Raw genomic sequence first — 25,192 nt, 5'->3', positions numbered from 1 at the left:
TCCCCCTCAATCTTCCCTTACTGCCGCATGTGAAGGCTGCAAATACGCCAAGTAAGGCTCTAGAATTGCATGTATCTCATGCAAGCCCATTCGCCCTTCCTCGTCTTGCAACAACAGTTGAATGCGGTGTGTACACTCGCGAAGCTTGTCCAGCAAAACCTCGCCAACCCTATGCTTCAGCACCATAGCGTTCCATGCACGTGCATCCAATTCAGACTGACGCAACACATTGCGCTCCTCGTCATTACCATGCTCGTATATGTGCCAATATGCATAGCTGTGAAGATATTGTTTTGCGTCATTCATCCGCTTCAGTTCTTCCACGATCGTTTCGCAGGAGCTGAATTCGGTCAACAGGCTGTTCCATAAAGACTCTTCGTTATGTTGAATCATGCCTGTAAATGAAAGAAACAGCTGCATCCTCAGCTGTACCGTTTCACGCAAGTATTCATCAGCCGAAACGAGAAGCTTCTTCATCCGTTCATACAGCGTCATCTTGCGTGCGTTCACTCCAGATACAGCACCACTGAGTTTGCCAATCATTTCAATTCTGCCCGCTTGGGCAAGCAATTGATAAAAACGGCTACTTAAATAATCCCCGGCGAGTACATTCAACTGACGTGAACGCATCTCCTGCTCTTTCCGCTCACCGGAAATGGTATCGATTCGATCATGCGTATCCATGGCCAACTGAACGAGCGAAGTTGCAAGAGCATATAACTCTTGATGCACCTTTTCGTCTGTGCGGCCAACAAATACCTGCAACAGACGTGCCCGGCTATCCGGAAATGATGGGATTTCCGTATGTTGTCGAATCATGTCGTAATCCGTATATTTCTTTGCTAGTTGGGGTACGCGATATGAATTCATTCTCAGCCTCCGAGCCTTAACATTGTTAAACCATTTCTGCACTACAATCTTATATATTATAGCATATGTTGAACGGGCACGCACTGAATCCTGCTATTCTATTACCCCTGACTTGTCATTTCGAATTGCTTCTTCCAGAGTTCGGTCTCCATCAAATGAAACCAGTCCTTCAATTCATCTGAAAAGGCCGCACTTTTCCAGTTCCGTAATGTTTCAATTGCATACAGAGGCCACTCTCCACGCCGAATATCAGCAGCAAGTAACAGATGTCGTTTATGCATCCATTCATCTTCTGCCATCACACGTAGCAGCACCTGATCCACGTTATCCAGACTCCGAAAGCCCAGATCTGCCACAGCTGCCATATTCTCATAGATTTCAGTGTAACTTGTACCCGTTCCTTTAACTTTGAGGTCCAGTCTCAAAATGGACTGCTTCCATTCCACTCTTGCAATGGGAGTTGATAGTTGCATGGAGCTTAGCACATCAACCAGATTGTCATTCGTTAGCTGAACTGGATGATGTGATGCAGAGGCAGGCTGTACGTTGTCCCCGCCCCATGTACGCATATGTAAGGTTTGTATCGCAACAAGCAGAAAGACCGCCGCAACCGTTGCCAGCATTGAAGCAGTAACAATCATCCGCGGTTTCATATACGCCTCCCTGCCTTTACCTGTTAGTGTAGTCTGTCCGGTAAAGGCTCATACCTCATTGTACAATGAAAAAAAGCAGGCTATGCCTGCAATCTTCATTTGAATGTATTCAATCTGTCCATTACTCCGATTCAATCTGTCCATGCTTGGTAATCAGCGTGGCTTTGCCCCGGATTTTAATAGCTGAAGTATGGGTGGTAAATTGGGCAAACATCACTTCACCTTTGTCCAATTTCTCGGTGTGGTGAAAACGTGTATCCTGACCTCGGGTTAATCCGATCACCTGGACACCATTTTCCTCTGCCTTAATTACAATATAATCATTGCCGGTTGGATGATCCATCACGCATGTCCCCTTCTTTAGTTCGATAGCGTTAATGATGATTAAGATTGTTTCATTTGTCAACCTGCGCCTTATACGAATGAACCGCAAGAATCATCGTTAAAGGGCAAAAGAAAAGGCCGTGAACAAGTCACGGTCTTTTTGTCGACATATGGAATATGTAGAAATCTTATTTAATTCCGTCTTTGAGCGCTTTACCTGGTTTGAATGCAGGAATTTTGCTCGCAGGAATTTCGATTTCTTCACCTGTTTGCGGGTTGCGTCCTTTACGTGCAGAGCGCTCGCGAACTTCGAAGTTCCCAAAACCAACCAATTGTACTTTATCTCCGCTTTGAAGAGCCTCAGAGATTGCTTCGAATACGGCATCAACCGCTTTCGTTACATCTTTCTTGGACAATTCAGTCGCTTCAGATACGTGTGTAATCAAGTCTGATTTGTTCATTTGTTTTTCACCTCCTGTATCAATGTCCTGAATGTTATACTGTGTTTCCGTTTTATAGCGAAATATACGTTCATACGCAAAAAATCTACGTACATCTTGAGCGCTGAACACAAATCTCCGCCTGCGGTCAACAGTCATTTTCGGCAGAATATCGTCTGAAACCACGGGCATTTCAGACGCCGAACAAATTTCATACTAATACAGACAGCCCACAATTTCAAGTCCGGTTGCGGTTTAAGACGTAAAATGTAACCGCCAGGGCAAGCACGAGAACTCCACCTTTTACAATATCATGTGTGAAATACTGTACGTTCATCATCGTTAAACCGTTCACAAGTACACCAATCAGAACCGAACCAATGAAGGTTCCGATGACATTGGGTTTACCCGCACCAAACACAGAGAAACCGACAAATACTGCAGCTACGGATTCCATTAACAACGGTGATCCAGCATCGATTTGCCCAGATCCTACTTTGGAGGCATAGATGATACCACCGATTGCTGCAAACACTCCAGCGGCTACATAGGCGAGTGTACGCACCTTTTTCACCTTGATTCCAGACAAACGTGCAGCTTCCTCATTACCACCTGTAATGTACATCTGGCGCCCATATTTCGTATACGTCAAAAAGATATGCACACCTATTACCGCAATAAGTAACATGATAACCGATATCGGCATACCAAGCCATTTACCCTGTCCTATAAGTAGAAATGTCGGGTCCATCTCTCCCGCAGCTTTGCTCCCGTCAGGGAACTGCATGTGATTGTAAATGGTATATCCCTGTGCATACGTTTTGTGAATACCTCCGATAATGTACATCGTGGCAAGGGTTGCGAGCAAATCCGGAATACGCAATTTTACAATAAGCAAAGCGTTAAGTAAACCAATAACAGCGCCAATGATTAGTGGCACAATAATTACAATTGCCAGTGGTTGTTGATACCAAATCATTAACGAAGCAGTAACGACGGTAGTTAATGAGACAGTCGCCCCAACCGAGAGATCGAATCCATCAACAATGAGAGATAACGTAACACCGATCGCTACAAAAGTAACGATAGAGATCGAGCCCAAAATATCGGTCAAGTTACTGTACGTAAAGAAATAAGGTAATTTAATGCCGAAAAATGCGATAACACCTATTATGACTATAATCGCCCCGTAACGGAACGCAAAATCCAGTGATTTATCCTTCATGATTGCACCTCACCTCTTGTCCACCGCTTGCATAGTATAGCAGCTGTTCTTGGTTAGTCTCGCCTCGTTTGAACTCTTTTACGATAACACCTTCGCACATGACAGCGATTCGGTCACCAATTCCCATGCCTTCATCCAGTTCACAGGTGAAATAGATTACACCCTTGCCCGCCAAAGCCAGTTCATTAATGATGCGGAAAATGTCACTTTTTGCCCCAATATCTACGCCTTTGGTTGGCTCATCAAATATAAATACATCCGCATCCGCATTAAGCCATTTACCAATGGCTACCTTTTGCTGATTACCACCGCTTAGATATTTCACTTCCTGTTTCACGGACGATGTTTTAATTCCAAGCTGTTTCACCAATGACTCTGCGTTCAGACGTTCCCGCTTGCGGCTTACGAAACCTAATGTACTAAGACGACTTAGCAAAGGTAGACTTAAATTCCGTTCCACGTTCTCCTGAATCAGAATTCCTTGTTTACGCCGCTCCTCCGGTACAGAAACAATCCCCAGAGCCGCCGCATCCGCAGGCTGAGACAGGCGGAGGTTGCGGTTGTTAAGCCGGATCTCGCCTCCCTCCAGCCGATCTGCACCAATCAGCAAACGAGAGCTTTCCGTTTTACCCGCGCCTACCAGACCCACCACAGCGAGGACTTCACCTCGTCGTACAGAGAGGTTAACACCTTTTACCTTCACTCCACGACGAAGCCCAAGTGCCTCCAAAAGCAGTTCACCCACAGGCGCTTCCGTCTTCGGAAACTCTTCTTCGAATGGTTTGCCCAGCATCTGTGTAACCAAATCGTTGATCGTCAGTCCTTTTGCTTCACCGGTAAATACATGTTGTCCATCTCTCATGACCGTAACGCGATCACAGTGACCCGTCACTTCAGCAAGACGATGGGTAATGAAAATACAGGCAACGCCCCGATCCTTCAGGAGATGAACAATCCGGAAAAATGCATCCGTTTCTTCCTGGCTCAGCGGTGCAGTCGGTTCATCAAAAATGATGACCTTGGCATCCTGAATCAAAATTCGTGCCAGCAGTATCATCTGTTTCTCTGCAAGTGTCAGATCGGCCACTTTTTGGTGAACAGATATGTCTGCTCCTAATTGCTTCAACGCCTCAACCGCACGCTGTTGCAGTTTTCGTGGACTTTTCCACCAACCTCCAGCAGATGAAGCCAACTGATCCAGCATAATGTTCTCCGCAGCCGTCAGCTGTGGCACCAGTGCCGCATCCACTTCCTGATAGACACAGTGAATCCCACTTGCCTTCGCGTCTCCCGGAGAACTCAAGTGAAGCGCTTGTCCACTCAACTGAATCGTACCCTGATCCAATGGATAGGCACCGGACAAAATTTTCATTAACGTGCTTTTACCGGCACCATTGGCACCCAGCAGCGCATGAATCTCCCCGCCTTTTACAGAGAAATCCACATCCTTCAGTGCAGGAATACCTGAAAACTGCTTGTGGATATGTTCCATTTGAAGCAGAATCGGTGCAGTGCTCATGATGTTAACCTCCAATCGTTCCCATACGGGAGTATCCCTTTTTCATCCAGACTACACATATCTTCATTATGGTTAAAAAAGCGCGCCTTGCGGCGCGCTTCCCATACGCTGCTTATTTAGCAGTAATTCCGTATTCGCTCATCCAGTCCTTGATTCCTTGTGTGCTACCACCCCAACCTTCAACGAACTCTGACAACTCCGAAGTGGAGATTTGTTTATCTGGCAGAGCTTCACGTTGAACATAGACCGGGTTAAGAACAACTGCATCTTCCGTCTCGTCCCCGTTCAGTTTTTGATAAGCATAACGCACTTGGACACGACCAATATCCGTTGGATCAACAGCAGCAGAAGCAACCCAAGGATTTTTCGGGTCCTGAATCATTTGCAGGTCCTCGTCACTCATATCGATACCATACACTTTGATCTCATCACGTCCAGCTTGTTGAATCGCACGCGCTGCACCTTTGGCGAACTCATCCCATGCAGTCCATACAGCTGTAATCTCACCTTTTGGATATTGTTTGAGAATAGCTTCCATTTTGGCTTGAGTATCCAGCGCCGGGTTCTGTGCAGAACCGAATGTAGCTATTTCCTTGATGTCCGGATTTGCTTTCATGAATTCACCGTATGCAATCTGACGGCGTTCCATCGGTGCGAAACCAGCTACCCATACTTTGACAATATTACCTTGTCCATTGATATCTTTTTTCATTTGCTCCAGCGTCAGTTCAGCCATCTTCTGGTCATCCTGCGACAGGACTGTAGCTCCTGGAACACTGATAGCTGCGTCAAACACGACCACTGGAATATTCTGTTCTACTGCCTTCTTCACGCCTGGCTCTAATAGGGAATCCCCATGATCCGTGAGAATGGCATCAAATTTCTGGTTAATAGCGCTATCAAGCAAGGAAACCATCTTTGCTTTGTCATTATCGGCAACAAACGTTGTCAGTTCTCCACCGAATTTTTCGATTTCTTCTTTTACACCTTGTACATATTGCTGCGAGAAAGTACCTGTATTAAACTCCATAATAAGTGCAATCCGTTTGCCGCTTAGAGGGCCTGTAACTGCTTCCGTTTTTGGTGTATCATCTGATGCACCCGAAGCCGGAGTGGCTGCCGGTTCTTTTTTGATTCCGCAAGCGGACAGCGCCAATGTAAATACTAATAACACACTCAACCACAGCCATTTTGTCTCTCTTCTTTTCATCTCTGTATCCCCCTGTCCAATCTCTGTGATCTCGATCACAATAGTTGAATATTAATATAACGGCTAATCCCTAGTATGTAAATGGGTTTTAGCAATTTAAAGCTAAAACTCGCTAAGTTTTTTCGAAAGTACTATTCTTCCTATCCATTTCATCCAAAATAAAGAAATCACGTAAAAAAGACCGCGAGGGGATGCCCCCTTACGGTCTTTTGATGTCTTACAGAATGATAGCGATCAAGCCGCCCGAACCTTCGTTAATGATTCTTCCCAGCGTCTCTTGCAATTTGTATCTTGCATTATCCGGCATCATGGCAATCTTGCCCTGGATCCCTTCTCGCACGATGGAGTGCAGCGAACGACCAAACATGTCTGAATCCCATACCTTGATCGGGTCGTTCTCGAAGTCCTGCATCAGGTATCTCACCAGTTCCTCACTTTGTTTCTCCGTACCGATGATTGGAGCGAACTCCGATTCCACATCAACCCGGATCATGTGAATGGACGGTGCCGTTGCTTTCAAGCGTACGCCAAATTTGGTGCCCTGACGAATGAGCTCAGGTTCATCCAGAGCCATCTCGGCAAGAGATGGAGCAGCAATGCCGTATCCGGTCGTTTTGACCATCTCCAGCGCTTCTGCAAAGCGGTCGTATTCTCTCTTCGCATGCGAGAATTCCTGCATCAATTGCAGCAGATGATCCTTACCGCGAATCTCGATGCCAACCACTTCCACGAGAATCTGATCATACAGCTCATCCGGTGCGTACAGGTCAATTTCGGCTACACCCTGCCCCATATTCATGCCACTCAGGCCTGCGCGATCAATGAATTCATATTCCATGAACTGAGCGACAACCCGATCCACATCACGAAGTCTGCGAATATCCTTAACGGTATCCCGTACGGAGTTTTCGTAGTTGCTACGCAGCCAGTGAGTCTCATTGAGTACCATAACCCAGCTCGGCAAGTTTACATTCACTTCATGCACAGGGAACTCATAGAGCACTTCACGAAGTACACCCGTCACATCATCTTCCGTCATGGTTGCTGCACTGAGTGTCATCACCGGAATGTCGTATTTGGCAGCAAGCTCACTACGCAATTGCAGGGCTTCTTCACTGCGAGGACGAGTGGAGTTGATGACCAGGACAAACGGTTTACCCACTTCTTTTAATTCCGCAATGACGCGTTCTTCGGATTCCACATAGGAACTACGGGCAATTTCGGCGATTGTGCCGTCTGTTGTTACCACAACACCCAGTGTAGAATGCTCCTGAATGACTTTGCGAGTACCAATCTCGGCGGCTTCCTGGAACGGAATTGGCTCCTCGAACCAAGGCGTGGAGATCATGCGTGGACCATTCTCATCCTCGTATCCCTTGGCTCCTTCCACCGCGTAACCTACACAATCCACAAGGCGCACATTGACATCAAGTCCTTCTGCCACCTTGATCTGGACTGCGTTATTTGGTACGAATTTTGGTTCGGTAGTCATGATGGTTTTACCTGCTGCACTCTGTGGAAGTTCATCCACCGCTCGACCACGGTCAGCCTCGTTAGTGATGTTTGGCAACACAATGGTTTCCATGAATCGTTTAATAAATGTTGATTTTCCCGTCCGGACTGCGCCGACAACCCCGAGATAAATATCCCCTCCGGTCCGCTCAGCTATGTCCTTAAAAATGTCCACTTTCTCCAATGAAATCCCCTCCCTAAATTACTCCGAAGGAAAAATGCTAAAGAGCATCCGCTTCGTTTTTTCAATCAGAAGACTGAAATCCCTGCAACGGTAGAGCCGCCTTTGTGAGTGCCCGGAAGTCGTCCGCCGCCGAACGTTGCATTCTGATGAAACCGGCGAGAGCGGCGTTAACTCGTACATGCAATTGGACTAGTATCATCTTATGTATCCGTATGCGGCAATATGACGCGTATTTTTGTTTTTTTATCTTATGGTGATGACATTAGGAGAATCCCCCGATCTCGGACTGCGCGTCTTTATTTCAATCTACTTTATGTGATCCGCGAAGCTTTTATGACGGTTATTGCTCATACTGACAAAAGAAAAAAGAGATATCCCTTATTTGGAATATCTCTTTTTGAACCATTAGAGCCATGGTGGTTATACAGCTAAATCATTTGAATGGCAACCATGCTTATTTTATGGGCTGGGCAACCGGCGCATTATTTTTCCAAGCGTAGAAAACCGATTTTACAGGTACGAAGTAGGAGTGTTCCACCAGCAAATCCCGAACATCTTCAGTCTCTGCTGGAGACACGTCAGACTTTTCCACTGCCTGCATAATATCAAAAGCATAATCTACATAGACCTTGCCTTCGTCATCCATCATAAACGGTAACGCCTGACCTGAATATACACTATTCAGCGTAATGGAAGGAGTACCTGCCTGAGCAGCCTGCTCCATATTCACAGCATATAACCCCGGATACAGTTCTTCCCCGCTTGGCAGCTTATTGTTATGTACGGACTTATATTGATTAACCATTCGTTGCACATCGTTTACTTTCTGTACGGTCAGAAGATCCATCACTTTAATGGTCGGATTCACTTCTTCGTCCTGAATAAGGAAGTAAGCGCTCCCACCACTTTCAAAAGCAGTCCCCGGTATTTCATCCAGATACCCCAGTTGTTTCAACTTGGGCAGGTCCACTCTGAACTTTTCATATTTTGGCGTTTCCATATCTGCATTGATGATTGGCAAAATCCCCTCATCTTGCTGAAATGCCTCGACCGCACTCTGGATGCGGCTCACGCTTTCCCGATAGGCTATCTTAGGGTCTGAATTGCTCTGGGATGGATACATACAACCACTTGCTGTAAAAGCAAACAACAGGAATAACAGCAGACCGCCCGTCTGATGTTTCAGACGCTGCCGTCCGCTTCCTTCCACACATTTTGGCTTGTTCCTAATCATTCGTGTCCTCCTTGAATAACTCATTAGAGAATCAATGTCATAACTCTCAGAACCAGTCGTCTTCCTGTTGTTGACGTTCCAGTTGTTTCCGAATGGCTGCCTTCAGCGGGTCCTCTGGAACATGAACCGATAGAGATCCACACACCTTGGCCTGACAAGACAGTCGTGTACCTGCTTCCAACAGTGAACCCAGCTTGCGCTTTTCTGCATCTGTTGGTGGATACAGTTCCGTCCGATGTTCTTCATCCACGTTCACTTTGCACATCAGGCAAGCCGCTTTGCCATCACATCGGGTCGTAATCTTGACTCCAGCACGTCGTGCTGCATGCAGAAGTGTTGCCCCTGGTTTGAGCACTATCGATTTGTTCATAGGTAAAAAAGTAACTTTATAGTCCATCATTTTCCTCCCTCAACCTACTGGGGCCATGTAAAGCCAACAAGCTCTTCCACTTCGGCTCTGAAGCGGCTTGTCCAGACATTCTGTTGACTTAACAGCATCATTATAGGTTGATGTGCATCTGGTTGCTCGCGCATCTGTTTCGCAATGGGGACATAACGATCTTCACGACCTCGTAGCAGATTAAACAAAAGCTCATGCGCAAGCGGCATCAGTCGCAGGCTATATGAACCCAATTGTGCTACTGGTGCATGCGGAGCAAGTACATGTTCAATCTCGATACGGTACCAACTTTTGCGAGCCCATATTTCGAAACCACCCACCAGTTCCAGCGCACATTCACCCACCTGATAGTGGCTCAGCAGAGAAGCATACGGTCCTGTCTTGTCCACTGTAGGCTCGTCAAGCATTTCCCCCGGAGCGCTACGGTGAAGTTCTTTAGCAGCAGCAACATCCGCATAGATATCAATATCTCTCGGAGCCTGTTGCAACTCCACCCCTTGAAGCAGCAACCCACAACTTCCTCCAAGTAACCATGTCTGTCGCTGTGTGTTCCAGGCTTTGGCCGTTTCCAGCAAAGCCGCGTGTAATTCCGGATAACGCTCTGTCCGACCCTCCGTATCATGCGGCCCCATAGACTCACACTCCCCTCATCCGTATTCATTGTGTCAGTTCTTATGATGTGCTTATGCGGATGTTATCTTTCAGGCATGGGAAATCAGGTCAGAGAAGCGATTCCACCGAAAAAGCCAATCAGCATAATCAAAAATGCAATCAGAGAAAGAATCCCCCGTACAATACCTTTTGTTTTGGCACGAGCAAACGTAATCAGGAATACAGATAGTCCCATAATGAGGATGGCCACCAATGACAGCCACATCTTGTCCATTGCGCTCATAATCCAGCAGTCTCCCCTTCAGTCCGATATTCATCACTGACACTGTGACAATTGCAACCATTATAACACGAAATTCAGCTCAACTTTCCAAAAAAAAGACAAAAAAGCAAGCCGGCAGAAGCCGACTCGTCTTTTTGTCTTACTGGATCACCTGCACATGCAGGTGTGATCTATTATTTTTTCATCATCATTTTCATTAACGATTCCATACTGCTCGGATTCAATCCGCTTTTCTTGACCGCACTCACAATATCCTTAACCGTATCCTCAGATACCGGAACTTTCGCCATGGCGGATACTTGTTTGATCAATTGGCGCAACTGAACTTCATTCTGAATCGTCGTTGGTTTCACCGTGCTTGCCAATTTCTTAACGGCACCTTCCGTTATCGTTTTACCCGTTTTCTTGTTGATTGCATTCAGTGCATCTTTGGAAATGTTGTTACCCATTCGTCTCCCCTCCTCCGGCAATACTCATGTGTATAGTATGAGTCTGCTACAGAAAAGGTGAATAAGCTTCTTATTTCACAAGGTACGTTTAGGCTGATTACAATCAGGAATGCCATTGCTCCCAGGTTTCAAGCTTCATGACTTCCATTTCAGTCTTCGGGTCACGTCCCATCAAGGCTTCAACCGCATCACGCGGCTGTCTCTCTTGGAATAAAACGTGATATAACTGATCCGCAATTGGCATTTGTACACCGTATTTTTGTGAGATGAAATAGGCAGCTTGCGTAGTTCGAATGCCTTCTACCACCATGCCCATGGACTTCAGAACATCATCCAGCTTCTGTCCCTGGCCCAACATGGAACCTGCTCTCCAGTTCCGACTGTGCTGACTTGTAGCCGTTACAACCAGATCCCCGATTCCAGCAAGTCCCGAAAACGTTAGCGGATTTGCTCCCATCTCAACACCAATACGTGTGATCTCTGCCAGACCACGTGTTAGCAAAGCGGCTTTGGCATTATCACCAAATTGAAGACCATCCGACATACCTGCACCAAGAGCAATGATATTTTTGAATGCACCCGCCAACTCAACACCGATCATATCCCGATTCGTGTAAACCCGGAAATAAGCATTCATAAACAAAGCTTGGGCAGATTCGGCAGATGCCTTATCCAGTGAAGCTACAACCACTGTCGTTGGACAACGCTTCACCACTTCTTCCGCATGGCTTGGGCCAGAAAGAACAACCACACGTCCTTCTTCACATTCAAGCTCTTCTGAAATGACTGTGGACATCCGTTTGAGGCTTTCTGTCTCAAAACCTTTGGTTGCATGAATGACTAACATCTCAGGCTTGTAATAAGCCTTAAGCTGGTTCGTAACTGCACGCATGGCTGATGAAGGCGCAACAATTAACACAGCTATAGCGCCTTCCACCGCAGCTTCCATATCAGTTGTTGCTTGAATCCGTGGTGAAAGCTCCGCATCCGGAAGATAGCGAGTATTAGTGTGCTTGTTATTGATTTCGTTAGCCTGGTCTTCACCACGTGTCCACATCATAACATCCAACTGATTGGCGGCGAGTACACTGGCCAGAGCTGTTCCCCAGCTCCCAGCGACTAGAACAGCAACTTTTTTAGACAACTCGTTTACCCCCTCCAGGGTTTTTCGATCCCAATTTATTTTCCTGTCCTTTGGCGAGCTTCGCAATATTGGTACGATGTCTCCAGAACGCAAACAGACAAATAATCAGACTCCCCCAGAAGATATTCATTGAATATCCGGGTAATACCATGATAAAGATGGGTGTAAATGCTACAAAAATCAGAGACCCCAATGAAACATAGCGTGTCAATACAATAGACAGAATGGCGATCACCCCAGCACATAACGCAGGCAGGAAAGCAAGACTCACCAGAACACCAATGGCTGTGGCAACGCCTTTTCCTCCACGAAAATGGAAGTAAAGCGGCCAGTTATGTCCTGCAATGGCTGCTATACCACTGAGTGCAGGAATCCAGGCAGAACCGTCGCTCAGCCAGATTCCAATCCATACAGCTGCAACACCCTTAAGTACATCAAGTAACAGAACAGCAATTGCCGGTCCTTTACCCAAAATACGCAATGTATTGGTAGCTCCCGCGTTTCCACTTCCGTGCTGACGAATATCGATCCCCCGTATCGCTTTGGCAAGGAGGACACTAAAGCTGATCGAACCGAGCAGATAACTCAGTACAATCGCTGCGATTTGTAAAATCACACACTTCTCCCCTAACTTTCGTCGGACTTCTTCCGAGTAAATATGCGAATTGGTGTTCCTTCGAAGTCAAACGCTGCACGGATTTTATTCTCCAGGTAGCGCTCATATGAGAAGTGCATCAATTCCGGATCGTTCACAAAAACAACCATGGTCGGTGGCTTAACGGCAACCTGAGTCACATAGTTAATTCTCATTCTCCGTCCTTTATCCGTTGGCGGAGGGTTAATTGCAACCGCATCAGACACCACATCGTTAAGTAGATGTGTTTGTACACGTAACGAGTGTTGATCTGCTACCCTTTTCACAACCGGTAACAATTTTTGTAAGCGTTGTTTTGTGAGGGCTGACAAGAATACGACTGGAGCATAAGTCATAAACAGGAAGTGATCCCGAATTTTTCTCTCAAACTCTTTCATCGTTTTGTCATGCTTCTCTACCACGTCCCATTTGTTCACAACAAACAATGACGCTTTACCAGCTTCGAATGCATATCCTGCAATATGCTTGTCCTGTTCAATAATGCCTTCTTCACCATTAATGACAATCAGAACAACATCTGCACGCTCAATCGCACGCATCGCACGCATTACACTGTATTTCTCAGTTGTTTCATATACTTTACCACGCTTACGCATACCTGCTGTATCAATCAGCACGTAACGTTGGCCGTCTTTTTCAAAAGGTGTATCAATTGCATCCCGGGTCGTTCCAGCCACGTCACTTACAATGACACGTTCTTCACCCAGAATAGCGTTCACCAGTGAAGATTTACCCACATTAGGACGTCCGATCAGAGCTACACGAATGACATCTTCATCGTAAGTCTCTTCCTCAAGTTCTGGCAACTTCTCCACTATTGCATCAAGCAAATCACCTACACCTGTACCGTGACTTCCGGATACGCCAATAGGATCACCGAAACCAAATCCATAAAACTCATAAATGAGCTCACTTCGTCCGATATTATCCACTTTGTTAACGGCTACAACAATAGGCTTGCCTGAGCGGTAGAGCATCTCTGCTACCTCTTCATCCGATTGCGTAATACCTGCTTTTGCATCACACATGAATACAATAACATCCGCTTCTTCAATAGCGAGCTCTGCTTGCATCCGAATCGATTTTAAGATTACATCTTCACCATCAATTTCGATACCACCTGTATCAATGATACTAAATGGTTTACCGTTCCATTCACCGATTCCATATATACGGTCACGGGTAATGCCCGGCTTGTCTTCCACAATGGCCAGTCTGTCGCCGATGATCCGATTGAAAATGGTGGATTTACCCACGTTCGGTCGTCCGACAATTGCCACAACGGGTCTTGCCATACATTCCACTCCTCCTGTCCATACTTACGATACTCATCATAGCAAAAAAGATATATCTTGGCTAACGTTTCATGCCAAATTACTCGCAATAAAAACAATCGGCGAACCCGCCTTGGGCTCGCCGATCTTGCTTTTGTTATTCAGCAAAATATGCAGTATATAACTTAGAACCATGCATTGTTAACTTATTTGAATTTGCTGAGTTTGTCTCCAAACAGTTCGCCAAGCGTAGTGCTCATACCTTGATTGTTCAAGGAAACGTTTGGATTGTTGATTTCTTCACGCGGAGCGTTGTTTCTTGAAGGTCTTTCTGATTTTTGTGGTTGAGCTGGAGCTTCTTCTGTTTCTTTGATGCTCAAGCTTACACGTTGCTCAGAAGGGTTCATGTCCAAGATTTTAACTTGAACTTCTTGTCCTTCTTTCAGCACTTCATGAGGAGTGCCGATGTGTTTGTGGGAGATTTGCGAGATATGCACAAGTCCCTCAACACCAGGAGCGATTTCAACAAATGCACCGAAGTCTACCAGACGTTTTACAACACCTGTTACGATATCGCTGGAATTGAATTTTTCGCTTGCTGTTTCCCAAGGACCTGGTTGAACAGCTTTCATGCTCAGGCTGATTTTGCCTTTTTCAGGGTCAACTTTCAGCACTTTCACACTAACTTTATCACCTTCAGACAGTACGTCGGATGGTTTTTCAACGTGTGTCCAAGCCAGCTCGGATACGTGAACCAAACCGTCAACTCCGCCCACATCAACAAATGCACCGAATTGAGTCAAACGTTGTACTGTACCTTCGATCACTTGACCTTCTTGCAAACCAGCCATTACTGTAGCTTTGTTTGCTTCGAATTCTTGCTCCAGTACGTCTTTTTGGGAAAGGATCACTTTGTTGTTCTCACGGTCGATCTCTTTCACTTTAACACGCAGTGTGCGTCCTTTGTAGTCGCTGAAGTCTTCAACGAAATGGCGTTCAACCATGGAAGCCGGGATAAATCCACGTACGCCCACGTCTGCTACCAGACCGCCTTTAACAACATCACCTACAACAACTTCGAATACGTCTTGGTCTTCAAAATGCTTTTGCAATTGATCCCATGCGTTTTCGCTGTCGATTGCACGTTTGGACAGAACGAGTTTTTCTTTCTCGTCGTCGATGCTAAGAACTTTAGCTTCAACTTCTTGTCCAACTTCTACTGCGTCAGACGCGCTGTCAACATGTAATGAAGACAGTTCACGAATTGGAATGACACCGTCATATTTATATCCAATGCTCACATAGGCTTGGTTATCTTCCAATTTGACGATGGTTCCTTTTACGGTATCTCCTTTTTTCAAGGAAACGAATTGATCCAACTCATCTTGGGTTGCTTCTTGATTTTTCATTTCTTCCGACATGTCAAATACCCTCCTCAATTCAAAAACCCCATTATATTCAAACCTGCCTGTAGCAGAGTTCAAAACACTTTCATCACTGAGTGCTCAAACTTTAGTCTCCCTCAAAAATATGGAAACATGCACTCAGCTACCGACGAAGCCATTACTTGCTTGGCACGCCCGTTTGCACCATCTCGTTAATCTTGGACATAATCTTTTCAGTCGCCTTCTCCAGAGCCTCTCCAGATGGGTCTTCCTTGAACTCGTCCAAACTTACTGGTGCTCCATATACAACTTTCATCTTACGAAAAACTTTGTAGTTACCGATAATAGCAGTAGGAATAACTGTAGCGCCACTGCGGAGAGCAAAACTCGCTGCCCCTTTTTTGCCGATACCTCCATCATTGTGACGGCTTCCCGAAGGGAAGATTCCAAGCACTTGACCATCACGCAAAATATTGAGTGAGGTTTTGATGGATTCCTTGCTGACACCTCCACGTTTAACGGGGAAAGCGCCCACGGCTTTAATAATTCGGCCGAGTACCGGAATTTCAAACAATTCGCTTTTGGCCATGAAACGTACCTGACGGCGAAGTTTGATACCAACGGTTGGAGGATCGAAGTTACTAATATGATTGGAACATAAAAGTACGCCGCCTTCTTTCGGAATATTCTCCCGTCCAACGGCCTCCAAGCGGAAAAGAATGGTATAAATGATCCGCAGTAATGTGCTGCAAAATGTGTAAATCATAGACCGATCTCTCCTCTGACCATTGTGCAATAAGATACGATTTTGTCAACCACTTCATGAATGTTCATCTCCGTTGTATCAAGGACAATAGCATCCTCAGCACAACGCAATGGGGAAATTTCCCGATTCTCATCCAATCTGTCACGGGTGGCAATGTCTCGCTCCAGCTGTTGCAACGTCAGTCCTTCAGAGGGGTCCAGTTCTTTGAAGCGGCGAAGCGCACGCTCTTCCACACTGGCAGTCATGAAGATTTTCACTTCCGCATCGGGCAGTACTGTCGTTCCGATATCGCGTCCATCCATGACGACGCCCTTGCGCAAAGCCATTTGCCGCTGAGTATCCACTAATTGCGTACGCAGCCCCTCGATTTGCGCATATCGGGACACGATTCCCGTCACTTCACGGGAGCGGATTTCCGAGGTTACTTCTTCCCCATTACAGAACACTTTCTGTCCGTCGGGATCCGGTTGTAAATCAATGACCAGCTTTTGGGCTTCCTGAAGTACCTGTGTCACATCTTCCGGTGTAATACCTTTCCGAAGCATATGCAAGGTTACCGCACGGTACATTGCGCCTGTGTCGACGTATACATACGCGAGCGCCTCTGCAACCAATCGGGCCACCGTGCTTTTCCCGGCACCGGCAGGTCCGTCAATTGCAACGTTCATTTTCCCGTTCTCTGATGTGTTCTGGCTTGCCAACGGGGCATTCCTCCTCAAACGATAAACCTCAATAAAAAAACAGGCATTGCCTGCATCGTGAAAATTATACCACACTCTACACATGGATGCAAAAACAGACAAATCAACGACGTTTGTAATCATTCATCGTTTGCACTTCAATTGGCGTTCCTTCCAGGCGGTCAATGGTGGTCAAATTCTTTTTGAAGCCTGGTACCAACAGCAGCAATTGATATACCACAAGCAGGATTAGAAGGACTGTAATCAGAATCGTAACCTTTCGTTCCATTCGCCTGGAGAAAACATAATAAAGTCGTTCATATCTGCGGGTTGCATGACGACGATTCAAGGCAATACCTCCGTTTTTTTCATTACGGTACCCGCAGTTCCCTCTCTTTATGCCACAACATTCCTATTTCGTGCGATAGTCAAGTTGCCGCTCAAAACAAAACTTGATAATTTTCTGGCGCTCCGAATCTGAAATCTGCACAAATTTCAGCATGCATAGCTGTCTGCCGGTTTCCATGGTTTTGATCCGCACAACTTCAGCTTCAAAATTCACATGTTCAATGGTTGAATTCCGGTAGGGAACCAGCAACCAGCATTTCAATTTTTGACCTTCAGCTATTGAAAAACCTGTTTCGCCGTAGATGGACAATCCACCGCCACCAATATCTTCAGTCAATCCGACGGCACGGGTCAGGTCTTCACTCTGGATGGCCAATTCGAGGTTTGCATGAACACGAAGAAAGCTGCGCCGTTGTATTTTGGATATATCGCTCGGGAGCGGTTTGCGGATACGGACAAGACGGACCACATCTTCCTCAAATCCCGTGACATAGGTATTAAAATAATGCCGGACCCCATCCTCCGTAATATATGAAATGGACAATTCATCTCCGAAAAAGAGCCTTTTCAGACGGCTGCTTCCTTGTTGCATCGGGACCTCAATCAGAAAACTGCTGTCATCCATATCTGCAATGCGTGATTTGTACTCTTTGTGTTCCTCTTTTTCATCTGCAGAAGCAATCTGGATGTATAAAATTTCATTTATTTTCGGAAACAAGCTGTTCACCGCCACTTTATGTATTTATCTTCGTATGTACAAGGACTATTATACCATGACCTTTCTCACATTGAACAAGAAAAAAACAGACCACATCGTGGTCTGCCCCAGTTATTCGCTCAACTTCAAATTCAAATTATCCATCTTTTTATGAGGTTGCATTGACCGGTTTGATCTCTTCAACCGCTTCTTCTATTCCTGTATTCGCATTAATGTATATCCGGTAACGAGAACCGTTAATTTTCCCTCCGAATTCATAACACAATACTTCTTTGCTGTAATCATTCTCAATCAGGGATTTGCGAACATAATTTTCTTCGAACTCCGAATTAAGCTTTTTCCGCGCCTGTTGCTCCGTAAGAGTTGCTTTCGGAATTTTGCGCATGTCATTATGTTCGTAAACAAAGTCACTCGCCTGGAAGCCGGTTACTTCGCCTGTATCCAGACCTACACGAACTGACATTTTCTCGGGATAAATCAAGGTGTCCCCTTGCTTACGCACATAAGTAAGGTTACCCAGATTACCATATTCATCGTAGTTTACAGCCTTCATATCCTTATAGCCTTTGTTCATTAGAAATTGATCTGCTTTAGCCATGGCATTCTGACGAGACACTTTTTTGGTTCCGATTGGACGCGTATCACTGTAAGAGATCAGCATTCCGCCATTACGGGTGAAATCCATCATCAGTTTGCCATTGTTGGCATGATCAATCGTGGCAGTGTAGGACTCCCAGTCTGTTCCTTTGCCGTTCTCCTGCACTTGGATTTTGTTACGATCCGCATCAGAGAATTTTGCAGCCTTGCTCTGAATCTGTTCTTTGGTCACCGGCAAGCCGTCCAGTTTCTTGACTGATCGTTTTGCATAGATATTCGATACGGAAGGACCCCAATCAAGCTCCGGGTATTCCTGTACCTTTTTGTTCACTGTACGAAAACCATCAACGATCGTGTTGTCCATGGTTTGCTCTTGGGTTGCCATGGCAGTCTCTGCATCCATCCAGCGCAATCGGTCCGTTAGGACTTTCTGCTGTACATCCTGCAGATTCTTGGTAATCTCGGATGAATTCTGATACAGCTTTTTCAGGTTGCCCATTTCCTTCTCGCTTAGCGGTTCGTTCGTCAAATCACGCATCGACGCCCGATAGGCAAAGTTGGAAATACGCGAGAGAAACTCCTCTGTCTCGTTAAATGGCAACATGGTGAGTGGCAGTTGGTTGATCTCATTCTGCGCTTCACTGGTGAGTCGCCATACATTCATCAGACCTTTGCGATGCATCCCCTGTGATGTAGAGTGAACCGCCAAGGTGTTACCAATCTCCGAATGCAATTTGTCCATATGAAAAGATAAATCGTGAAAGGCACGCTGATATTGATTCTCTGCCTTGATCAGAATTGCATTCTTCTCCTGATTCTCCTGATAGCCCCACACGAGCGCACCGACCAGCAGAACCGCAAATATCGGAAACATAACTGAACTTAATCGTTTATACATCGGTAGAGTCTCCTTTCTTCTAAACCACTACCTCTATTGTGGATCGAAGAAAGATCTCTTATGCATGCGATTTCCAGTCCTTACACAAGCAGGCTGCTAAAGTACCGTTTGGGTCCTCTTTTTAATTCAGCTGAATCCCAGTTGCCATGCCCTCTTCTTCAATTTCGAACTGGTCTCTGTTATCACATAGGCACTGCTTGAATCCCGTCTCAATCCGGCCCCGATCTTTCTTGCCTCGTAATGTAAATCGTTCACCGCATTGTTTGCATCTGATTTTAATTTTAATTCTCATCACAACGATCTCCGTTTCTGTCGGTCATTCCCCGGGAGTTTATCTGTAAAAATAAAAACACACCGGAGTCATAGGCGCAATATGCGCTTTATGTCCACCAGTGTGTCCGTATTTTTATAATTTAACCTCTTCCTCCCGCTTCACAAAACGAAAAGGAGAACGGTTATTAGCTCGTGTAATTTTACCCATTGCCCCATACCACAGGCCCGCCATTAGCGGCGCTATAAACCACAACCAATGATTCACCATGGTGTTCATGATGACATCGTACAATGCATGCCAGAAAAAAGGTAACACCAGAGAAAGAACCAGATACCACCGCTTTTTCTTACCACCGATAAACTTGGCTTTACCCATATAATAACCCATGATTACCGCAAACATAGCGTGCCCTGAAACGGGGAGCAGTGCCCGAAGGAACATGGCTGAGACGGATGCATTCCCCGCAAAGGCATACAACACATTCTCAACAGTGGCAAATCCAAGTGAAACAGCGACTGCATATAAGATCCCGTCATACGGCTCATCAAATTCGGTGTGATTATAGATGATATGATAAAGTACGAACCATTTAACGAATTCCTCCACACCACCTGAGATCATAATGGCCTCAAGATAAGGATTATCCCCGAGCCACATCATCATGCCACGCTGAATAATCATCACAGGCAGTACCATCAGAATCCCCATGAGGAAAACCCGCAATACCATATGAAGTGGCTCATAATCATAACGGTCTTTCAGGTAAAAGTATGTTAACAAGGCGAGACCCGGAGCAACTGCTGCCGCTAAGACCGAAAACAAAAGCACCGAAATTCCCTCCTCTGACTAAAGACGCGATTACAACTAGAGATTAATCCTGACGTTTGAAGTGGGTGCAGATAACATCAATCGCTTGTGCAGGAATAACAACCTTACCATACTCTTCCATGACTGCTGGAGTAACTGAGGAGCCTTCGCCAAATTCAGCAAGCAAGGCAATCAATGCCGCATGTTTGGTGGAATCTACCTCATCTGGCTCCAAATGCAAGAACCACTTGTCTTTATAGGAATAAAGTCTCCCAGCATCCGTAACATGCTGACGCAACATATGTGCAGCTTCAATTAGCACTTCAAAGTCCTTGAATGCATAAACAATGGAATCGCTTTGCTCGAGTGTAACTTCCATTTCATATACTTCTTCAGGAAGATCATCTTCATGACCTAAACCATATTGTTGCGGATCATATTTTCCACGTGTGACAATGACAACCATCCCTTGAGCGGGAAGTGCGAATACTTCGACAGCGAGTGGACCTGTGGCATCAAATCCAAGTTCGGAATAGGCCTGATCCATCATTTCAGTGAACAGTTCATGAACCTTAGGTATTTCCTGCCACATATCTTCTTTTTGTATTCCGCGCTCGCTCAGATCGTCAAAGGTCAGGAAAATCCGTATCTTATCGTGACTTAGTCGTTCTATTTTCATACAGGATCTCCCCTTTATAAGCAAGTCTTATAACAGATTATGAAGCACAAAACAATATGTGCTGAAAATAAATCTATGTAGTTATGTTATCATTTTATACCTCTAAATGCACGAAGTAAAATCGACAAAAAAAGAATCATTCCACAGCAAATCAAGACTGTGGATGATTCTAATTGGAGGTTTTGGTTTATAAACCCGGTACTGTTGTGTTTGTTTGGCTTAAAATTTGCTCAACTTCATGCTTCACATCGGGATTGGTGCGAATAAAATCTTTGAGCATGCTCATATTCGCTTCTTTTTCCTGCGGTGTGATTGCTCTTGCGGTCTTTGCTGCCGGATTTTTGTGGGATTCACCATGTTGATTTTGCTTACTTGTGAACCCGTCCATACCCGGGAAAGTCATTTCCATCATCTTATGTTTTGCCTGATCCATCATATTTCTTGATGAACCCGATGACATCATGGGCAATTTGCCTTTGGACAGCCATGAACTGGCTGCAACACCAATGACAATGCCCCAAAAAAAGGATGAAGCCTTCATTACACCAACCTCCTTCAAGTGTTAAAATCATATTTAGTGTTTGCGGTAGTGAGCGATCTCATTCCGTATAATTACAGGAAAGCGAGTTGAAATCATGTTTAGACATACCGCCGCATTGATCATTGCTGCAAGTTTGCTGTTGTCAGCTTGTGGGACAGCGGAAGAAAAAACATCTGATAATTCCACACCAGCGGGCGAATCAACTACCACGGTTCAAGAAGAGCAAGGTAACTCTAACCCAACTGAAACAGGAGAACCCGGAACTGGTGTGCCCGAGTCTTCAACGAAAGATTCAACTGCGACAGAAGAAGAACCTGAATCTTCGGAGAAGGTTTCTACAGAAGAGAAAGTGGAAAAGACGTATCATATGAATGAAAATTATTATATTAAACCAAACGATGAAGCGAGCCCAAGCAAAGTGGTCTTGTTAACTTTTGATGATGGACCCAAAGAAGAAAAAATGATTACTTCACTGATCGACACTTTAGATAAACATAACGCTAAAGCGATTTTTTTCGTCAATGGATATCGGGTGAAAAGCCATCCGGAATTACTCAAACTCATACATGAACGGGGTCAGATTGTAGGCAATCATGCCTGGGATCATGAGGATCTCAAAAAAATGTCCAACGCTGAGGCGGCAAAACAGGTTACAGATGTCCAAAAAATAGTGAAGGATACCATTGGTGAGGAACCGCAATTCTTCCGTCCACCTTTTGGTTCGGGAAATGATGCTCTGAAGGCTGCTGTGAAGAAAAATGGCATGTTATATATGACTTGGTCTAATGGTTCGCTCGATTGGGATAAAAGCACCAAAGACAAACCGGAAAAAGTCATTCAAAATGTACTGGACCAGTTAAATCCCGGAAGCAATATCTTGATGCATGAGTTGCCATGGACGGTTGAAGCATTGGATGAGTTGCTGACCAAGCTCGAAAAGAAAGGTTATTCCTTTGTTGATCCGCGTGCAATTGAATTGGAAGCTCGTTAGATTGTAATTTTGCGCATTAAAATAAAACAGCCCTGATCCATTGGATCAAGGCTGTTTCTCTGTGAGTGCTTTTTCCGCGGGCACTCTTAACGTGATGATATGCATCTCCGCAGGACAACTTAGTCGGAGAGGAAGATGATTTGTACCGTATCCTCTGCTAACAAGCATTTTGCCTTCTTGGTGAATGTCCTCCGGACTTCGCTTCAGGGAGTACCACCCGTTCGATACCGGACGATACGCTTTGCTCAGGAACACAGGTCCGAAAAATGGCAAAACCAATTGTCCGCCATGTGTATGACCGCTTAAAATAAGATCTGCATTTTCTTCCAAGCGAAGGGCCTGCAAAGGATCATGAACGATAGCAATTTTGCAAAAACGGTTACTGATCTGCTGTAGTAATACATCGCCCTGTTTGGAACGATAGTCTATGCCGATCAGGCTCAATCTGTCGTTGCCCCTTTGCAGATATTCTACATTATCCTGCAGGAGCCTAACGTCCGATTCCCGAAGGATTCGCGCAAGTTGAGCGGTACCAGCCCTCTTGTCATGGTTGCCATACACCGTAAATGAAGGAGCAATGTTCGATAAAATTTTCATGTTATGTCTAACTAAAGACCATGAGATTCCTTTTTCCGCAACATCCCCACCGATGAGAACCCAGTCCACTTTGTTTTTAATGTTTGCCAGATTCTTCTGCTTCAGCTTGCGCTTGTGCGTGTCGGATACATACAAAATCTTAGCCCCGTCAAAGGATGTTGGCAGATGAGGCACTTCAACCTCTTCTTCAATCATTAGATGAATATGGGCTTCACGCCACATATGAAAAAGCAGTAAAACTCCCATCAAAATGATTAAACCTGCGAGTAAAAGCATTACCACGGCAAGGGAAGGAACGTATTGAGAGCGGGTGCCCCTTCAACCCCCCACCAAACCAGACTAATCGTTAACATGACAAAAATAAAAATGAGTGAATTAACAAACCTCTTGCTCAATTTTAACCGACGTGAAGGATGTAATTCTGTCCGTGTAGGAAGCGAACCCGCTTCGGGGATCGATTCTTCCGTTGAATTTGGCGTTTTTTTGGAGCGTGATGGTGCCCTTTGAGGAAGTACTGGACTTTCCAGTTTTTCTGTATAGGGCTTGCGCTGTGATCTAGGTAAAGAAACGGAAGTAATTGGTGTGATTCCGCCAACCTCAGCAGCTGCTGCCGTTTCAGCAACGATGCTTACTTGAGAAGCCACCTGACGCTCGGATTTCTCTTTTTTATCCGATTGACGATGGCGCTGACTGCCATATGTCTTCATTCTACTTAATGGCTGATTCATGATCCCCTCCGAAAACGTATCGCTAATCCGGACACCAAATCAATTATAAAGTGACATAATATAGGCGCCCATAATGTGCCGGACTGCAAGTAAATCCAACCCAATCCATAACTTGAGACAAACACCCAGCCTGTTGGAATCCAGTGGCGCAAATAACGAATATGGATAACTGCAAATAAAATACTTGTCCAGTAAGGACCGATGGCATGTTGGATGGCTCCACGGAATAATAATTCCTCACACACAGCAACAATGGCTGCTATACATACAATGTGCCAGATCGGACGCCCACGGAACAACATCTCGTTAATTCCACCGTCATCCATGCTTTCCTGAGGTATAACATACGACAGTACCAAGTCCATAACAAGCATTATTCCTGCAAGACCAAGACCCCACCATATAAATTGGTAATTGTCAGGCCATGCGAGTACATCTAACAAGTTTCGTTTCTGCAATAAGATCCATACAACTCCGATAATCAGTGTCAGACCTTGTGTAAAGTATAGATTAATTAAAAGCAAACGCTCGGTAAGCTGCTGTGGCTCAGCCTTCTGAATCTTGAACTTGGGAAACTTGAATTTTTTCATCGGATGCGTCTGTCCTCTTGAGTTAAATTTGATGGATAATAATTACGTTGTCCAATCGGATAGTATACTAAATGATAGCCAAAAAACCAATTAGGTTCAAGACCTGCCCCAAGTCCTGGTTATATGTCCGTGCCATTACTTCATTAAAGCAGTAAAATTCAGTTCACCAAACAGCTTACTTTCCATCTTCTTGTGGTAGGTATATTAACTATTGTATTACTTATGGTGACTCTGTTTATGTGTGAATCTAAAGACATCTGCAAAACATTTTAAAACATTTAAGCCTATTGACATGCTCATGTCAGCCATGATACATTATGAAAAAATTAGTCACGTTAAACACGATGATGGAAAAAAGACGTTGCTTCGTCTTACAGAGAGCCGATGGTAGGTGTGAATCGGTGGCAGGCAAATGGTCTTGAGCGCTCCTGAGTTATTGCATTGAAATTGGAGTAGGTGCAATCGGTTTAGACCCGTTATCCTCTTCGGTCTTCATTGACCGCTAAGACTGTCGTTGCGAAACGGCGGTGAATTAGGGTGGTACCACGACAACTCTCGTCCCTTATTGCGCAAGCAGTATGTGGATTGAGAGTTTTTTGATTTAT

The 25,192-nt window shown here is 45.2% G+C and carries 30 protein-coding genes and 1 other annotated feature; of the genes, 1 reads left to right on the top strand and 29 read right to left on the bottom strand.

Going from position 1 to position 25,192, the window contains the following annotated elements; genetic code table 11:
• Nucleotides 1-6: 6 nt before the first annotated feature.
• The 26 genes from MHB71_RS05875 to MHB71_RS05750 form a co-directional block, all read right to left on the bottom strand.
• Nucleotides 7-870, bottom strand: coding sequence for a heptaprenyl diphosphate synthase component 1 (locus MHB71_RS05875; protein WP_340029062.1), 864 nt, complete (start codon nucleotides 868-870; stop codon nucleotides 7-9).
• A gap of 101 nt (nucleotides 871-971) precedes the next feature.
• The gene (locus MHB71_RS05870) at nucleotides 972-1,523 is read right to left on the bottom strand and encodes a hypothetical protein (RefSeq protein ID WP_017687698.1); all 552 of its coding nucleotides are present in this window, start codon (nucleotides 1,521-1,523) and stop codon (nucleotides 972-974) included.
• A 121-nt stretch (nucleotides 1,524-1,644) separates the two neighbouring features.
• Entirely contained in the window at nucleotides 1,645-1,866 is a 222-nt protein-coding gene (gene mtrB / locus MHB71_RS05865) for a trp RNA-binding attenuation protein MtrB (RefSeq protein WP_017687697.1), read from the bottom strand.
• Between the two features lie 169 nt (nucleotides 1,867-2,035).
• Nucleotides 2,036-2,308, bottom strand: coding sequence for an HU family DNA-binding protein (locus tag MHB71_RS05860; protein WP_024630670.1), 273 nt, complete (start codon nucleotides 2,306-2,308; stop codon nucleotides 2,036-2,038).
• 217 nt (nucleotides 2,309-2,525) lie between these two features.
• Nucleotides 2,526-3,512, bottom strand: coding sequence for an ABC transporter permease (locus tag MHB71_RS05855; RefSeq protein WP_017687695.1), 987 nt, complete (start codon nucleotides 3,510-3,512; stop codon nucleotides 2,526-2,528).
• Nucleotides 3,502-5,031 (bottom strand): sugar ABC transporter ATP-binding protein, encoded by a 1,530-nt coding sequence (locus MHB71_RS05850; protein WP_340029061.1) that lies wholly within the window; start codon nucleotides 5,029-5,031, stop codon nucleotides 3,502-3,504. The genes MHB71_RS05855 and MHB71_RS05850 overlap by 11 nt, the downstream gene beginning before the upstream one ends.
• A gap of 112 nt (nucleotides 5,032-5,143) precedes the next feature.
• Nucleotides 5,144-6,241 (bottom strand): sugar ABC transporter substrate-binding protein, encoded by a 1,098-nt coding sequence (locus MHB71_RS05845; protein ID WP_074095648.1) that lies wholly within the window; start codon nucleotides 6,239-6,241, stop codon nucleotides 5,144-5,146.
• Nucleotides 6,242-6,458: 217 nt separating this feature from the next.
• Complete coding sequence (gene spoIVA, locus MHB71_RS05840) at nucleotides 6,459-7,937, bottom strand: stage IV sporulation protein A (RefSeq protein WP_036607700.1); 1,479 nt, start codon at nucleotides 7,935-7,937, stop codon at nucleotides 6,459-6,461.
• 454 nt (nucleotides 7,938-8,391) lie between these two features.
• Nucleotides 8,392-9,171, bottom strand: coding sequence for a hypothetical protein (locus MHB71_RS05835; protein ID WP_340029060.1), 780 nt, complete (start codon nucleotides 9,169-9,171; stop codon nucleotides 8,392-8,394).
• Between the two features lie 46 nt (nucleotides 9,172-9,217).
• Nucleotides 9,218-9,568, bottom strand: coding sequence for a 2Fe-2S iron-sulfur cluster-binding protein (locus MHB71_RS05830; protein WP_076249998.1), 351 nt, complete (start codon nucleotides 9,566-9,568; stop codon nucleotides 9,218-9,220).
• A gap of 17 nt (nucleotides 9,569-9,585) precedes the next feature.
• A complete protein-coding gene (locus MHB71_RS05825; RefSeq protein WP_340029059.1) occupies nucleotides 9,586-10,203 on the bottom strand; it encodes a hypothetical protein in 618 nt (205 codons plus the stop codon).
• A gap of 83 nt (nucleotides 10,204-10,286) precedes the next feature.
• Complete coding sequence (locus MHB71_RS05820) at nucleotides 10,287-10,466, bottom strand: DUF2768 family protein (RefSeq protein WP_017687688.1); 180 nt, start codon at nucleotides 10,464-10,466, stop codon at nucleotides 10,287-10,289.
• A 173-nt stretch (nucleotides 10,467-10,639) separates the two neighbouring features.
• Nucleotides 10,640-10,915 carry a stage VI sporulation protein F gene (locus MHB71_RS05815; protein ID WP_076317428.1) on the bottom strand — a complete coding sequence of 92 codons (276 nt, stop codon included), beginning with the start codon at nucleotides 10,913-10,915 and terminating at the stop codon, nucleotides 10,640-10,642.
• A gap of 103 nt (nucleotides 10,916-11,018) precedes the next feature.
• A complete protein-coding gene (locus tag MHB71_RS05810) occupies nucleotides 11,019-12,059 on the bottom strand; it encodes an NAD(P)H-dependent glycerol-3-phosphate dehydrogenase (RefSeq protein WP_036607707.1) in 1,041 nt (346 codons plus the stop codon).
• Entirely contained in the window at nucleotides 12,052-12,675 is a 624-nt protein-coding gene (gene plsY, locus MHB71_RS05805; RefSeq protein ID WP_074095653.1) for a glycerol-3-phosphate 1-O-acyltransferase PlsY, read from the bottom strand. Before plsY ends, MHB71_RS05810 begins: the two co-directional genes overlap by 8 nt.
• Before the next feature lie 11 nt (nucleotides 12,676-12,686).
• The gene (der, locus tag MHB71_RS05800) at nucleotides 12,687-14,009 is read right to left on the bottom strand and encodes a ribosome biogenesis GTPase Der (protein ID WP_017687684.1); all 1,323 of its coding nucleotides are present in this window, start codon (nucleotides 14,007-14,009) and stop codon (nucleotides 12,687-12,689) included.
• A 185-nt stretch (nucleotides 14,010-14,194) separates the two neighbouring features.
• Nucleotides 14,195-15,409 carry a 30S ribosomal protein S1 gene (rpsA, locus tag MHB71_RS05795; RefSeq protein ID WP_036607712.1) on the bottom strand — a complete coding sequence of 405 codons (1,215 nt, stop codon included), beginning with the start codon at nucleotides 15,407-15,409 and terminating at the stop codon, nucleotides 14,195-14,197.
• A 142-nt stretch (nucleotides 15,410-15,551) separates the two neighbouring features.
• The gene (locus MHB71_RS05790) at nucleotides 15,552-16,139 is read right to left on the bottom strand and encodes a lysophospholipid acyltransferase family protein (RefSeq protein WP_036607713.1); all 588 of its coding nucleotides are present in this window, start codon (nucleotides 16,137-16,139) and stop codon (nucleotides 15,552-15,554) included.
• Nucleotides 16,136-16,840 (bottom strand): (d)CMP kinase, encoded by a 705-nt coding sequence (cmk, locus tag MHB71_RS05785; RefSeq protein ID WP_036607714.1) that lies wholly within the window; start codon nucleotides 16,838-16,840, stop codon nucleotides 16,136-16,138. Before cmk ends, MHB71_RS05790 begins: the two co-directional genes overlap by 4 nt.
• Before the next feature lie 103 nt (nucleotides 16,841-16,943).
• Complete coding sequence (locus tag MHB71_RS05780; RefSeq protein ID WP_076317426.1) at nucleotides 16,944-17,168, bottom strand: hypothetical protein; 225 nt, start codon at nucleotides 17,166-17,168, stop codon at nucleotides 16,944-16,946.
• 63 nt (nucleotides 17,169-17,231) lie between these two features.
• Nucleotides 17,232-17,885 carry a flagellar brake domain-containing protein gene (locus MHB71_RS05775; protein WP_340029058.1) on the bottom strand — a complete coding sequence of 218 codons (654 nt, stop codon included), beginning with the start codon at nucleotides 17,883-17,885 and terminating at the stop codon, nucleotides 17,232-17,234.
• A 148-nt stretch (nucleotides 17,886-18,033) separates the two neighbouring features.
• Nucleotides 18,034-19,380 carry a germination protein YpeB gene (ypeB, locus tag MHB71_RS05770; RefSeq protein ID WP_047843571.1) on the bottom strand — a complete coding sequence of 449 codons (1,347 nt, stop codon included), beginning with the start codon at nucleotides 19,378-19,380 and terminating at the stop codon, nucleotides 18,034-18,036.
• A gap of 121 nt (nucleotides 19,381-19,501) precedes the next feature.
• Nucleotides 19,502-19,672, bottom strand: coding sequence for a hypothetical protein (locus tag MHB71_RS05765; protein ID WP_164783335.1), 171 nt, complete (start codon nucleotides 19,670-19,672; stop codon nucleotides 19,502-19,504).
• A gap of 114 nt (nucleotides 19,673-19,786) precedes the next feature.
• A complete protein-coding gene (gene prsW / locus MHB71_RS05760; protein ID WP_017687676.1) occupies nucleotides 19,787-20,482 on the bottom strand; it encodes a glutamic-type intramembrane protease PrsW in 696 nt (231 codons plus the stop codon).
• A 43-nt stretch (nucleotides 20,483-20,525) separates the two neighbouring features.
• Entirely contained in the window at nucleotides 20,526-21,140 is a 615-nt protein-coding gene (locus MHB71_RS05755; protein ID WP_017687675.1) for a genetic competence negative regulator, read from the bottom strand.
• 187 nt (nucleotides 21,141-21,327) lie between these two features.
• Nucleotides 21,328-21,681: a hypothetical protein gene (locus MHB71_RS05750; RefSeq protein ID WP_036607724.1), complete on the bottom strand. Its 354-nt coding sequence runs from the start codon at nucleotides 21,679-21,681 to the stop codon at nucleotides 21,328-21,330.
• Between the two features lie 94 nt (nucleotides 21,682-21,775).
• On the opposite strand from MHB71_RS05750, the gene MHB71_RS05745 reads away from it, so the two are divergent.
• Complete coding sequence (locus MHB71_RS05745; protein ID WP_340029057.1) at nucleotides 21,776-22,672, top strand: polysaccharide deacetylase family protein; 897 nt, start codon at nucleotides 21,776-21,778, stop codon at nucleotides 22,670-22,672.
• A gap of 45 nt (nucleotides 22,673-22,717) precedes the next feature.
• Here the strand turns inward: MHB71_RS05745 and MHB71_RS05740 are convergent, their stop codons facing one another.
• From MHB71_RS05740 to MHB71_RS05730, 3 genes are read right to left on the bottom strand one after another with little or no spacing between them, the layout of a single operon-like run.
• Nucleotides 22,718-23,515: a metallophosphoesterase gene (locus MHB71_RS05740; protein ID WP_340030129.1), complete on the bottom strand. Its 798-nt coding sequence runs from the start codon at nucleotides 23,513-23,515 to the stop codon at nucleotides 22,718-22,720.
• A gap of 29 nt (nucleotides 23,516-23,544) precedes the next feature.
• Entirely contained in the window at nucleotides 23,545-23,997 is a 453-nt protein-coding gene (locus MHB71_RS05735) for a hypothetical protein (RefSeq protein ID WP_017687671.1), read from the bottom strand.
• Nucleotides 23,994-24,587 (bottom strand): type II CAAX endopeptidase family protein, encoded by a 594-nt coding sequence (locus tag MHB71_RS05730; protein WP_036607728.1) that lies wholly within the window; start codon nucleotides 24,585-24,587, stop codon nucleotides 23,994-23,996. Before MHB71_RS05730 ends, MHB71_RS05735 begins: the two co-directional genes overlap by 4 nt.
• Before the next feature lie 335 nt (nucleotides 24,588-24,922).
• Nucleotides 24,923-25,153 (top strand) — a binding site (T-box leader).
• The last annotated feature ends 39 nt before the right edge of the window (nucleotides 25,154-25,192 follow it).

The sequence above is a fragment of the Paenibacillus sp. FSL H7-0940 genome (genome assembly GCF_037979415.1).
Classification (GTDB): Bacteria; Bacillota; Bacilli; order Paenibacillales; family Paenibacillaceae; genus Paenibacillus; species Paenibacillus amylolyticus.
The sequence above is the reverse complement of the archived record's forward strand: the minus strand, read 5'-3'. Positions and strand labels throughout refer to the sequence as shown.